Source organism: Erwinia persicina NBRC 102418 (assembly GCF_001571305.1).
GTDB classification, from domain to species: domain Bacteria; phylum Pseudomonadota; class Gammaproteobacteria; order Enterobacterales; family Enterobacteriaceae; genus Erwinia; species Erwinia persicina.
Genome location: NZ_BCTN01000039.1, coordinates 1 through 12,553, shown reverse-complemented (window position 1 = coordinate 12,553; position 12,553 = coordinate 1). Strand labels below are relative to the sequence as shown.

Here is a 12,553-nt window from a genome sequence, read left to right as displayed (position 1 = left end):
AAAGTGCCAATGTCCGCTCCTGGCACAAAGCGGACAGCCTGAAGGGTCGCGAGGTTTGCTGTGAGCGAGAAGGTGACGTTGAGCAGAATGCTCAACGTCACCCAGTTTAGCGCCTGGCGTTAAGATCTTCGCGAGTTGGACCTTGAAAGTAGATGCTGCTTATATGGCAACTATGCGGTTGTGTCAGCACAAAACGAATCGTTTCCCAGACCGACCGTCCATTCATTAAACGTTCTCCCATTCTGGATTGACTATCGACAGACGTATCTAACCCTGTAAATTCGAAATCCGGAGGGTACAACCCGGTAACGCGGATATTTTCTTCAGATAACTGCTGTGCCAGTTTAGTTGTAAACCCGCTAAGCCCGTGTTTACTGGCGAAAAAGGCTGGGTGCGCAATAGAATCCGTAAAATTGGGGACCCCACATGAAGATATAATTGAGACAATATCAGCATTTTCTGAACGTCTTAACCCAGGCAGCAGAGCCTGAGTCAGGAGAATCGAACCTGTCAGGCCTGAATTAACGGTATTAATAATTTCTATATCAGGCTGATCGTCTAATCTCCCTGACAACCACTGAGCAGCATTCAGGATTAAAATGTCTACAGGCTTGTCTGAAGCTAACAACTGTGCAGAAAACTGAGAAAGAGATTCAGGGCGGGTTAAATCACAGATATACCCTTTTGCAATGCCGCTTTCAGCAGTGATGATGTTGCAGGTTTTTTGAATATCTTCAGCCCGCCGTGCGCAAAATTCCACCTCGACGCCCTCTCGTGCCAGCCACACACACAGCGCCTGGCCAAATCCCCCGCCTCCGCCGGTAATAACAGCTCTTTTACCTCTCAGCATCTTCATTCTTCCTTTTCATGATAACTATGTGTGTAAGTAGATATACATGAGGCAGTTAAGTGACATCTTTCAGTTAGTGCCCTTTTTACATGAGGAACAGAAATAAGCTGCACTGCAAACTGTTTAAGCGTGACTCAGGGGATGAGCAACGTGCGCTTCTGGCACAGAGCAGACATGCGCTTGAGGGATGTCCGCATAGAGTGAGAAGCGGACGCGTTGCCTTTAAAAAATGAAACTCTGCCAAGAAAAGTGCGTTATTGATATGCTATCGGTACAGGTAAATCTGGAGAAGATTATGGCAAAGGACACAATAGTTACACTGTTGAAGTACAAGCGCTGGATTGATTCCGAAACTCTAAAAACCATTAATCTTATCGACGAATTCGCTTATGCAGAAAAACGTCACCTGATGCTAAGGCTGATGAATCATATTCATGTCGTAGACATGATTTTCAGAGCAAATATTTCGGGCCAGCAGCACGGTTACACGGCGTTAAATACCCCAGAAACACCCTCTGTAGGTGAGCTAGAAGTTAAAATGGCTGGCGCAGCGGATTGGTATATCCAGCATATTAACTCAATGACTTCAGCTGATCTCGGAGAAACCATTAAGTTCAGTTTTGTGGACGGGGGTAACGGAGAGATGACAGCTGCGGAGATGCTAAATCACATGCTTTTTCATGGAACCTACCATCGAGGAGCCGTAGGTTGGTTAATTACAGAATGTGGGGGTGTTGCTCCCAAGGATGTGCTGACAGTCTTCCTAAGGGACCATAATCACTGACAGTGAGCGTTCATCTACTACTCATATATCCAGCGGCTTCGACAGCCGCTGTGAGCGAGGAGCGGACCTTTCGTGGCAAGCAGCTATATATTCCAATGGCGTTTAACATCATTTTCTGGCGAAGCGCCTTGACTGGCAATCAGGCAGAGCATCAATTAATATCCAAAATCTATGGAAATAAACCTTTTTGGCTTTATGCCAGCACTACTCCCTGTTGCACTGTCTCCCGGAGCAAGCTTCACGCTTGTTATGAATGGCGCTCTGGCAGGCGGTTACAGAGGACTGTTCAGAACGCTTGCCGGCACAGCGTTGGGCATATACACACATGCGGTTCTCATCGGACTAGGTATAACCGCTGTGATCATCTCGTCTCCAGCAACTTTTGCGGTGTTGAAAGTTTTCGGAACCGCCTATCTGCTCTGGTTAGGAGCAATGCTTATCCGTAGTGGGATAAGGTCAAAGGCCGGTGGACTGACTGATACGAAACATTCGGTGACGTTAAGAGAGGCCTGGATAGCTAATATTTTGAATCCTAAAGCCATCATTTTTTATCTGACAGTCGTTTCGCAGTTCGCAGGGAGACAGGGAGGCGTTTACAACTATCTGACATTGGCAACAGTCCATGTCGTGGTCATGAGCGTTTGGCTTTTTGCTGTTACTCAAGCACTTATATTTTCAGTAAAAAAAACTAACCCATTGATGCTCAAAAAATACGTCAACATTGCCGGCGGGGTGTTGCTCATTGCTTTTTCTCTGCACAGCCTGACCCAGTAACTCATCACCTTTAGCGAGGATGTCCGCTGCTGGCACATACCCGACTGGCAGGCAATGCAAGGCCCGCCTGGAGCCAGGCCCGGCATTGAGCCATTCGGGATGCAGGTAGCAATGATCGCGTCGATTATTCGATGCTACGTTGCGAAGCCATGTTGACCTGATTTTTTACCGTAGTGAATTCTCAGTCAGGTTGATTTACAGCGCGCCGTTCCGGCAACGGTGCCATTCTGTGGGCTACCGAACCTTAAGCTAAAAGTGTGTTGCCGGGCTGTCGGGCTGGCCATGCTGTGGCAGTTCTACCCGAACCTTGACGGCAATGAAAAGCGCAGCGAGCAACATCATGCCACCGGCGGTAAGAAAAACGCCCGCTACGCCACTGAATCCAAACATCAGCCCGCCTACAGCAGCGCCGGCAGCGATTGAGGATTGTACGGATGCGACCACCATGCCTCCTGCCGTTTCTGCCTGATCCGGCACCGCTCGCGCCACCCAGTTAGACCAGGCGACGGGAACACCACCAAACGCCAGACCCCACAGCACGATCAGGAATATCATTCCGGTCATCTGCACGGGAAGCCAGATCATGAACAATGCCGCTACGCCGACTGTTGCAGGCATCAACACCAGGGTGGCTCGCAGGCTGCGCTCCATCAGCCATCCGGCCAGTAGCGTTCCCACAAAATTGGCTGCACCGAACCCAAGCAGTATTAAAGACAAACCATTCACGTCACTGTGGGTAACGCTTTCAAGAGCCGGGCGAATATAGGTAAACAGCGCGTACTGTCCAGTGTGGGCAAGCACACATCCCATCATTCCCGGGGCAATACCGGGTCGTCGGAGTAACTCTGTTACCGATGCGGTTCGTACCGTTTTGCGTGCCGCCATACGCGGCAGAGTGAATAACTGGACGATGAGTGTCAGCACACCCACTGCCGTTGCTGCCACGAAGGCGCTGCGCCACCCGTAAAGCCCCCCCAGGTAAGTGCCCAGCGGCACCGAAACCACGGTGCCCACGGCAATGCCGCTGAAGATAAAGGATAACGCGCGCGGAACGAGCCTGGCGGGAACCAGCCGCATGGCAACGGCAGCGGCCATACTCCAGAACCCCCCCAGAGCGATGCCCAGCAGTATTCGCATAATTAACAGAACGGTCAGGCTTGAGGAACATGCCACGAGCAGATTGGAGGCAATCATCAGTCCTGTGAAACTCAACAGGACGGCCCTTCTGTCAAACCGGCGAGTCAGGCCGGGCACGAGCAGGCCGGCAAACAGGGCCACGACTGCCGTCACGGTCACCGCCTGGCCAGCAAGCGCTTCCGACACCCGCAGGTCAGCGGCCATAGGCGTCAGCAGACTGGCAGGGAGGTACTCTGCCGTCAGCAAACCAAATACGCCCATTGCCAGGGAAAATACAGCGGTCCATGCGGCTCCCGCCGGTTCATCATCATTTGCAGACGCGGGTACAGCACTATTTACATCATTGCTCATCTTCTCTATCCCAGGGTAATTATCACAGCGGAAAGCCTAGCGTCGATTGGCAGGACGATCTATGATGCTGAATCTTGATGTTATGCCCGAAACACCTAAAATGACTGATAAAGAACAAACCGCCCTGTCGTCCGATCTGATAAGTGAACTGTTGACGGGCATGCGCCTGCGCGGTGTCCAGTATCGCCGTATCCAGACCGGCCCTTCTTTCGGGCTGGGGTTTGATGACAGGCCGGGACACGCTTATTTTCATTATCTGGCCGCTGGCACGGCTTTCTTACGTACAAATGACGGCGCGCTTCACAAGCTGACGGCTGGCAATGCTGTGTTCATGCCTCAGGGAGGAACGCATCAGCTGCTTTCAGACCCCCTCGCGGTGTTTCAACCTATCGACAATTTCGCTACAGCTCCCCTGGGGGAAGCCGTAAGCGGGGTGGATACCTGCCCCAGTACGCACCCGATCCCAAGCGCAGTGCTTTTTTACGGTTGCATGGCGTTCGATTTCGGCGGCATGCACAGGCTCGGTAAACTGATGCCGCAGGTCATCGTGGCGAATACCGATCAGCCGCGTTATCCGGGTCTGGTGTCAATTCTGTATGCCATGAAAAGCGAAATATGCTCAGGACGCATCGGCTTTGCCGGCATTCTGGCTCGTCTTGCCGAGGTCGCGGCCGCGATGATGGTGCGTGGATGGGTTGAATGTGGCTGTGAATCTGCATCTGGCCTTTTTGCGGCCCTGCGGGACCCGCGCCTTGCCCGGGCCATACTGGCTATACACCGTCAGCCCGGCAAAGAGTGGACTGTTGCTGAACTGGCAGCGGAATCGCATGTATCGCGTTCTGTTTTTGCCGATCGCTTTAAAACGACCATTGGCGTGCCGCCGCTGCGCTATGCAACGGAGTTTCGTATGCGTCTCGCCAGTCAGTGGCTCAGCCAGGATAAGCTATCGATCGACACGGTAGCCCAGCGTCTGGGCTATACCTCTCAGGCCGCGTTCAGTCGGGCTTTCAAGCGTATCAACGGCCAGCCGCCGGGAGCCAGTCGCAGCGGCGTAATGAAGAATACGCCCTGAATCGTCAGGCCACGTCTCAGAGGCCGGTGTATCAGCCGGTTGAAGCACCGGCGAACTGGGCTTGTACAAGGCTGACTCTGGAGGGGATACCCTCTGCTATGAGCGAAAAGCAGACATCCTGCCGCCCTTAGCATTTTTTGATTGCGTGTGAGCATTATTTAATTTAGCATTATCTAAATTTAGACAATGCTAAATAACAAAATGAAAGAGAGTCATCTGTTCCAGTTACAGAAAAGTGCCTCGTTGGCAACAACGCTGCTTAAGTCGATGAGCAACAGCAACCGACTGTTGATCCTCTGTATTCTCATTGATAAACCCGGCACATCGTCAGGTGAACTGGGGCAATTGACCGGCTTAACGCCTTCAGCAACCTCTCAGCACCTGGCAAAAATGAAAGAAGACGGTTTGATAGAATCTGAAAGGGTGGCGCAAAAGGTGAACTATTTCATCAAAAACGACTCGGTGAAAAAAGTTATCTCCGCGTTAAAAGACATTTACTGTCCGGAGGATTTCAAATGACGCCAGAATCAGTATCACCGCAAGAAGCCAAAAGACTGATTGATAAAGGTGCTGTGCTTATTGATATTCGAGACCCCACGGAATACCAGCGTGAGCATATACCGAACGCACGTTCACTCCCTCTTACCGATATTACGGCAGGTAAAACGGTGGAGGGTACAGATAAACAACCCGTTATTTTTCATTGTTTATCAGGGGGCCGCACGGCTCAGAATGCCAATGCGCTCTTGAAAGCAGCAAGCCCTGTGCCGGCTTTACTAATGACCGGGGGCATTAACGCGTGGAAGAGTGCCAACCTCCCGACTATTGAAGACAAAAAACAGCCGTTGCCGGTCATGAGGCAGGTTCAGATTGTTGCGGGCACACTGATTCTTATCGGCGTTATATTGGGATACACCACAGATAGCCGGTTATTTTTGCTTTCCGGCGTTGTAGGCGCCGGATTACTCTTTGCAGGAGTAAGCGGTTTATGTGGAATGGCGAATTTATTGTTAAAAATGCCATGGAACAGGCCTGATAAATGATGTTCATTGCATTCTCTTTGATAAGTTCAGGGAAGAGCTGCTATGTCCGCTTCTGACACACAGTTGCCGTTCTGATCGAACCTAAATAACTTCGCATAGTAACGCTCCACTTTAGCAAGTTCGGGTTGATTGCCTGGAAACGGTGAAGCAGCCCTCATAAACTGATTGACCTGTTTCAGTAACTGCCACATATAATGGCGCTGATAGTTTCGCGTTATGGTTTCGTGTAGTGATAACCACAGCATTTCTGTTGGGTTCAGCCACGGTGAATATGTCGGCAGGAATAACAACCGGAATTTCGTTTTCTTTTCCAGCCAGATAATGATTCTGGTTCTGCCCCGGTGTGGCGATACGTTTCTGTTGCCCTTTAGGCATCAACCGTCGTTCTTCATCAGGGATAGCTGCTGTGATCGGCATCGCTCAGTCCGGTTGCTGATTTGTTTCTTTTTGGCGATTGATCAGATCGCACCATCCGGGCTGAATTGCCTCTCAGTGATCTACTATTGTTCGAAGCCATTTAGCACTGTTTAAATGGGGGGGGTAAATATCACTTTCCTATAATTGAGGTATGAGATGAACAACACAGTTTATGATGCATTTCGTTGTTTGAAATTATTGTCCTCCGGAAATCGTGCTTTAGGTATCAGGGAGATGGGGCGGACTCTGGAGTTGGATTCAGCAAAAGTAACCCGGTTGATGCAGACTTTATTGTCACTGGACATGGTGGAGCAAGATAAACGAAAAAAATACAGTCTGGGGATGGGTATCCACCAGCTGTCTGCCCGTGCGATACATAACTCAACCTTTTATAGCGCAGTGTTGGGAATGCTGGAGGAAATTGGTAGTCACTCAATTTCTATTGTTGTTGGTATATTAAGCGGGAAGAATGTGACGTATTTAATCCATACCCGTGGTGGGAAAAGTATCGCCCGTGCTATCGGCAATTATGAGTCCTATCCGATTCATGATTCAGTTATTGGCATTAAACTACTCTCTGCCATGAGTGATGAAGAAATAGTCGCTCGCATTGGCGTCCATGACCACAATTTATTGAAAAATGATATACAAGAGGCAAGGCGACATCAGGTATTTGAAAAAGTATACAGCCAGACAGATTACCGACTGGCCTGTATTATTCCTGGCATGCAAGCAGCCATAGCATTGTCTAATATTCAGGGTGACAAACTCAATATTGATAGTTTTCGCCAATTTTTAATGACTGCAGCACAGAAAATCAGTAGAGAATCATTTCCCATCCTGGAGTAACTGCTGGCAGCGTTCAGCCGTAGTCGCCACACTTTGCCCACAACGGTAGAGTGCCGAACCGATTCCTACGCTGTCGTAATACTGTAAATAATCGGCTGCATTTTCAATATCAACACCCCCCACTGCGCAGAAATGGCTTGCTGGTGACAGCGGGCCCTTGATCAATTGCGGATAGTTAACCGGCAGCGCCGCCGCAGGGAAAATTTTCAGCACATCCACTCCCATCTCACAGGCCGAGAATATTTCGCTACTGGTAAAAACGCCGGCACAGACATCCAGACCATGATGCTTGGCAGCAGTGACAACACGAAAATCGAGATTGGGCGTTAAAATAAATCCTGCTCCGCGTAAGGCACTGGTTTCCACCTGCTCAGGCGTGAGCACCGTCCCGGCTCCCACTCGCACCCGTTCGCCAAACTGGCGACTAATCTGTTGCACACTCTGATCCCAGCCAGGGGAGTTGGTGGTGATCTCCACCGTATTGATGCCATAATCCAGCAGACAGGCGACGTGTTCTATCGCCTCCTCTGCGGTGATCCCCCGCAGAATGGCGACGACTTTTGCACTATTGATCATCGCGAAAAACCTCATTCAGTCCGGCAATAATTGTGGTTTCAGCTTCAAGCGTGGTGCAACTGACAGATAACACATCGCAGGCCTGGCGATACAGTGACAACAAGGTGCGATTGCCAATAAAGCAGATACTTTCACTCTCTTGCTGCCCGGTCAGGATTTCGTAGCCAATCAGTAAACCTGAAAGGTAGCTTGCGGCATGGCGTGGCTCTATGGCACCAAGAAGATATCGCCCGCGGCTACGAAACAGCGCGGTAATAATATCACTGGCAGGGTAATCAAAAGATTGCGCAGTGTTGACCCCGTCGATAAATGCCGACGGGGAATCTGTTTGTTCGGGCAGACCTTTACCCACCACTGAATGGTTAACAACTAAATGATAAAGTTCACCGGTCATTAGGGTGCGTAAGCTCTCGACCTGCTGTTTCGAGCGATCAACGGTTATCCATTTACTGTGCGTCCCCACGGCGGCGAAGCGGCTGGCATCGGTTAACGTTAATGCACCCGCGAGTTGCATCTCCTCACCCCGGCACACTTCATTAACGCAGCGGTCGCATATACCAGGGCGCAGAGTGAGAGGATTGGAGAGTACACCCTTAAGTTCGCGACCTTTGCCAAGTAAGGCGGCAAAACTGAGTGGCAGCTCCAGGTATCCGGCATCGGCAATGCCGATATTGCTGCCAATCATGCCACACAGAATAACCGGGAGCTGTGCGTCCCAGGCATCCTTTAAGCGCAGCAATTGCTGACGCAGAATATCAGGCAACTGCTCGCGCTGGCATTTCCCCACCCCGCACGTGTCTTCAACTATGCGTATGACGACGCCATTACGTACACTCAGCGCGCGGAAATTAGTGGTACCCCAATCGACGGCAATGTAGTTCATTGGCTCGCTCCGAAGACTGCCAGTGGCAATGCAGCAGTGAGATTTTGCAGTTCATCCCGTGTGATATCATCTATCGGTTTTGCCGGTTCGCGAACGTAGTCCGTGGCAAAAATGCCAGCTTTATGCAAAACGGTTTTGTGGATGGCTACGCCAATACCCGGTTGAACCCCATAACGCAGGAAGGGAAGATAGCGATAAAATTGCGCCTGTGCTTCCTGTTCACTGCGCGGAAAGGCCCGCAGAATGGCATTGATCACATCGGGAAACTCGCAGGCAGGCATGGTGCCAATCACGCCGCGGCGAAGCTCTTCATATAAGAAGCCGGCATTGAGCCCACCAAACAAGCCGACGCTATCACCGAGGGCATTTTTGAGTGCTGTGATTTTGAGCGTGGTCGGCGGTTGTTCAACTTTAATGTATTTGATCGCGGCAAACGTCTGGCAGAGCTTGACCAGCGTGGCGACCGGTATCGTCACCCCGGTCATCATCGGCGCATCCTGGATCATTATCTCTATATCGCAGGCATCACAGATGTCGCGATAAAAATGGAAAATCTCATCCGGGCCAGGTTTAACCACTGAGGGTGGGTTGACCATCGCCACCTGAGCGCCCCATTGCTTAACGCGATTAATATCCTCGATGGCAACGGCTGAGCTGGCTCCTCCCGCAGCGGCGACCAGCGGTAAGTTTCCGGTCAGCCGTTTAACACAATGGAATAGCGCTTCTTTCTCTGCACTGGTTAGCGCATAGCCTTCTGAGGCATTGCCAAACAGCGCCAGGCCGTCAACACCCTGGCTCAACAAGAACCGCACCAGTTTTTCAATTGAAGTGAAATCAACGTTACCTAGCTTATCAAATGCCGTTGCCAGAATTGGCACATTACCCTTTAACATGTTGCCCCCATAACATATTCACGAACACGTTCTTCATTAATTTCAATACCCAGACCGTGGCCTTCAGGACGTTGGTAATGTCCCTGCTCACACACCAGTGGTGTGGTGAGTAGCTGATTAGCAATGGCAAAAACCGGCGGCTGGTACTCCAGCATAAAGAGATTAGGGATCGCGGCTGCAACCTGGATTGAAGCGGCAATACACGGACCTAAGCCGACGCTAAGATGAGGCGCAACCTGTAGATTCCAGGCTTCAGCCATGGAAGCAATGTGCATCATTTCACTGATGCCGGTACGGCCAACGTCTGGTTGCAGAATATCGGCAGCGCGTTGTTCGATGAACGGCTTAAACTGATAGCGGGTGCGCTCGGTTTCCCCGACCGCGATAGCGACGGGACTTTTCGCCCGCAATTCACGGTGACCCGCAATATCTTCCGGCAGGAGCGGGGCTTCAAGGAAACCGACCCCTAATGGATGCAAGGCGGCTGCCAATTCAGCGGCTTGCGCCACACTGTAATTCCAGTGGGCATCGAGGAAAATATCAGCGTCGTTGCCCAACGTTTCACGAATCCCGCTCACATTTTCGATGTCTTCCCGTACCCCATAACCCAACGCCAGTTTGAAGGCATTAAAACCTTTGTCTTGCCATTGCTTCGCCAGATGACAGCGGGCAGGCAGGTCGGGTTCGGGCAACCCAGAGACGTAGCAGGGAATTGTCTCGCGATAAGCGCCGCCGAGTAATTGACAGACCGGGAGTTGCAGGATCTTGCCTTTCAGATCCCACAAGGCAATATCCACCGCGGCGATAGCATCAATGTGATAGCCAGTAATATGGCCACGGTCGCGCATGGCATCGTACATTCTAGAATTCAGTACCCCACTGGCGAACGGCGACTGGCCAATCAGTAACGGGGCAAAAAGATGGTTAATTAATTCGGCGATCACCTGAGGTACTACCGGTGCCAGTGCCTCTCCCCAACCGACATACCCTTCATTGGTAGTGATCTTAACCAGGCACGTTTCCATTTTTCGCGAATAGACACAGCGATACTCCGGGCGATAGTAATAATCGCTGTTGTGACCTTCAACACTCCCTCCAAGATAGGCTTGTTGTGGCGTGATTTTCAGCGGGAAACATTCAATATGGCTTATCTTCATTGCGACTCCTGGGCACATTAATCCAAAATTTTTCCAGCGGTTTCTTTAGCAAACCAGACGGCGATAAACGAGATTGCGGCAGTGATCATCACATACCATGCAGGGGATAAGGGGTCACCGGTTAGGGTGATAAGGCTTGCTGAAGCCAATGGTGTGACGCCGCCAAAGACAGCGACAGTCAGGTTATAAGCGATGGCAATACTGCCGTAACGAATTGCGGTCGGGAACAGTTCGACCATAGCTGCGCCGCAACCCCCATTAAACATGGCGACAAAGACGCCGAGCATGCTCATCGCCGCAATGGACGAGCCGACGGATCCCTGGCTCATTACCAGCATTGCCGGGTAAGTCAGTAAAATGAATCCGCCACATCCCATCAGCATCAGTGGCCTGCGTCCCCAACGATCAGACAGATAGCCGGTGAGTGGCATACAAATTGCGACACTGAGCAGCCCAAGGGTGGTAATTAAGTAGGAGTCGGTACGGCTGTAATGCAAATAGGTGGAGAGATAGCCGGGCATAAAAGATTGCAGAACCCAGCTACTTACCGCTTTCACAATCACAAATCCTGTGCAGAACAGAAGGGCAGACATCGAGGTTGAAAGAGAAGTGCGCAACGGTGATTTTTCAATCTTTCCGGCGGCTTTAAGTTTATGAAACTCAGCGGAGTCCTCCATGTTACGGCGCATATACAGACCACCCAGACCTAATGGCGCTGCCAGCAGAAACGGAATGCGCCATCCCCAGTCGTTCATCACTTCTTCACCTAAGGTATGGGTGAGAAAAAGAACCAACCCGGAACCGCAGACAAAGGCCAAAAAACTGAAGTTTTCACTCCAGCAGGTCAAGGTGGCTCTGCGGTGGGGCTTTGCGCTTTCCGCCAGATAAGTAATCACGCCAGAGCTTTCGCCACCGGCGGCAAACCCTTGAACCAGACGGGTGAGTACCAGTAAGACTGGCGCGATTATACCTACCTGGTGCCAGGTGGGTAAAAGCCCCATGATAAAGGTCGAAATGGACGTGATCACAATGACCGTGACCAGCACTTTACGCCGTCCGAGACGATCGCCCATCGAGCCAAAGAACAGCCCGCCAAGCGGTCGCATCAAGAAGCCAGAACCGAAAACAGCAAAGGATTTAAGCAGTGCAATTGCCGGGTCGCTACTGGCAAAAAAATTGCTCGCGATAATGGCGGCTAATGTTCCGTAAAGTCCAAAATCAAACCATTCAATAAAATGACCGATACCGGCCGACAGCATGATTTTAGCTGTGCGCCTGGCTGGCACTTTTTCTCTATCCCCGCTGTAGTCTGCGGCGTATTGGGTCTCTGTATTGTCCATATCAACTCCCGAGGGTAGGTAGGGTCTCAGTCTTGGTACGACTTTTTATTAGGTATAGGACGAGTATATTGATTAGAGCTCGGGAGATGAGATGGACTGTTGGAATAGCGAGATGAATCAAAATTGAAATGAATTTTTGCTTCATATAATGAAGCAGTAGCAGTTGAGGTAATATATTTGGCTCGTATTACTAAGAGTGACCAAAACAGACAGGCATGATCATTTTGGTGACATCCCTATAATCTTGACCCGCTATATCCAGACGGTTTCTGTATGTAAGCTGTTGTTATATAGGCGATCGCGTATTCCGTCGCGCATCTGCTGGTTTCATGCACTACATAAGCAGAACCGTTGTCCATCAGCGACTCGAATGATTTGTCCGGTAACTGAGTTGTACAGGGAGCGACGCGACAATCACGATAACACC

Annotated in this window: 13 protein-coding genes and 1 pseudogene; 6 read left to right on the top strand and 8 right to left on the bottom strand. The window is 50.7% G+C overall.

Going from position 1 to position 12,553, the window contains the following annotated elements:
* Positions 1-106: 106 nt before the first annotated feature.
* Positions 107-850 carry an SDR family oxidoreductase gene (locus EPE01S_RS22230; RefSeq protein WP_062749535.1) on the bottom strand — a complete coding sequence of 248 codons (744 nt, stop codon included), beginning with the start codon at positions 848-850 and terminating at the stop codon, positions 107-109.
* A 295-nt stretch (positions 851-1,145) separates the two neighbouring features.
* On the opposite strand from EPE01S_RS22230, the gene EPE01S_RS22225 reads away from it, so the two are divergent.
* Positions 1,146-1,634: a DinB family protein gene (locus EPE01S_RS22225; protein WP_062749539.1), complete on the top strand. Its 489-nt coding sequence runs from the start codon at positions 1,146-1,148 to the stop codon at positions 1,632-1,634.
* A gap of 171 nt (positions 1,635-1,805) precedes the next feature.
* Complete coding sequence (locus tag EPE01S_RS22220) at positions 1,806-2,408, top strand: LysE family translocator (protein ID WP_062749532.1); 603 nt, start codon at positions 1,806-1,808, stop codon at positions 2,406-2,408.
* A 249-nt stretch (positions 2,409-2,657) separates the two neighbouring features.
* Here EPE01S_RS22220 and EPE01S_RS22215 read toward each other — a convergent pair whose 3' ends face one another.
* A complete protein-coding gene (locus EPE01S_RS22215) occupies positions 2,658-3,896 on the bottom strand; it encodes an MFS transporter (protein WP_062749530.1) in 1,239 nt (412 codons plus the stop codon).
* Positions 3,897-3,957: 61 nt separating this feature from the next.
* On the opposite strand from EPE01S_RS22215, the gene EPE01S_RS22210 reads away from it, so the two are divergent.
* From EPE01S_RS22210 to EPE01S_RS22200, 3 genes are all read left to right on the top strand, one after another.
* Positions 3,958-4,968 (top strand): AraC family transcriptional regulator, encoded by a 1,011-nt coding sequence (locus EPE01S_RS22210; protein WP_062749528.1) that lies wholly within the window; start codon positions 3,958-3,960, stop codon positions 4,966-4,968.
* Between the two features lie 201 nt (positions 4,969-5,169).
* Entirely contained in the window at positions 5,170-5,487 is a 318-nt protein-coding gene (locus tag EPE01S_RS22205) for an ArsR/SmtB family transcription factor (protein WP_062749537.1), read from the top strand.
* Positions 5,484-6,011, top strand: a complete 528-nt coding sequence (locus EPE01S_RS22200) for a rhodanese family protein (protein ID WP_062749526.1) — start codon at positions 5,484-5,486, stop codon at positions 6,009-6,011. The genes EPE01S_RS22205 and EPE01S_RS22200 overlap by 4 nt, the downstream gene beginning before the upstream one ends.
* 101 nt (positions 6,012-6,112) lie before the next feature.
* On the opposite strand, the pseudogene EPE01S_RS24140 reads toward EPE01S_RS22200, so the two are convergent.
* Positions 6,113-6,386, bottom strand: a pseudogene (locus tag EPE01S_RS24140) (transposase); the annotation flags it as partial.
* Positions 6,387-6,584: 198 nt separating this feature from the next.
* On the opposite strand from EPE01S_RS24140, the gene EPE01S_RS22195 reads away from it, so the two are divergent.
* Positions 6,585-7,277 carry a helix-turn-helix domain-containing protein gene (locus EPE01S_RS22195; RefSeq protein WP_062749524.1) on the top strand — a complete coding sequence of 231 codons (693 nt, stop codon included), beginning with the start codon at positions 6,585-6,587 and terminating at the stop codon, positions 7,275-7,277.
* On the opposite strand, the gene EPE01S_RS22190 is transcribed toward EPE01S_RS22195, so the two are convergent.
* Genes EPE01S_RS22190 through EPE01S_RS22170 form a run of 5 tightly spaced genes read right to left on the bottom strand, consistent with a single transcriptional unit; the run spans position 7,257 to position 12,126 of the window.
* Positions 7,257-7,853 carry a bifunctional 4-hydroxy-2-oxoglutarate aldolase/2-dehydro-3-deoxy-phosphogluconate aldolase gene (locus EPE01S_RS22190; protein ID WP_062749522.1) on the bottom strand — a complete coding sequence of 199 codons (597 nt, stop codon included), beginning with the start codon at positions 7,851-7,853 and terminating at the stop codon, positions 7,257-7,259. The genes EPE01S_RS22195 and EPE01S_RS22190 overlap by 21 nt on opposite strands.
* Positions 7,843-8,736, bottom strand: coding sequence for a 2-dehydro-3-deoxygalactonokinase (locus EPE01S_RS22185; protein ID WP_062749519.1), 894 nt, complete (start codon positions 8,734-8,736; stop codon positions 7,843-7,845). The genes EPE01S_RS22190 and EPE01S_RS22185 overlap by 11 nt, the downstream gene beginning before the upstream one ends.
* Entirely contained in the window at positions 8,733-9,629 is an 897-nt protein-coding gene (locus EPE01S_RS22180; protein WP_062749517.1) for a dihydrodipicolinate synthase family protein, read from the bottom strand. Before EPE01S_RS22180 ends, EPE01S_RS22185 begins: the two co-directional genes overlap by 4 nt.
* A complete protein-coding gene (locus EPE01S_RS22175) occupies positions 9,623-10,786 on the bottom strand; it encodes a mandelate racemase/muconate lactonizing enzyme family protein (protein ID WP_062749515.1) in 1,164 nt (387 codons plus the stop codon). The genes EPE01S_RS22180 and EPE01S_RS22175 overlap by 7 nt, the downstream gene beginning before the upstream one ends.
* 17 nt (positions 10,787-10,803) lie before the next feature.
* Positions 10,804-12,126: an MFS transporter gene (locus EPE01S_RS22170; RefSeq protein ID WP_062749513.1), complete on the bottom strand. Its 1,323-nt coding sequence runs from the start codon at positions 12,124-12,126 to the stop codon at positions 10,804-10,806.
* Between the last annotated feature and the right edge of the window lie 427 nt (positions 12,127-12,553).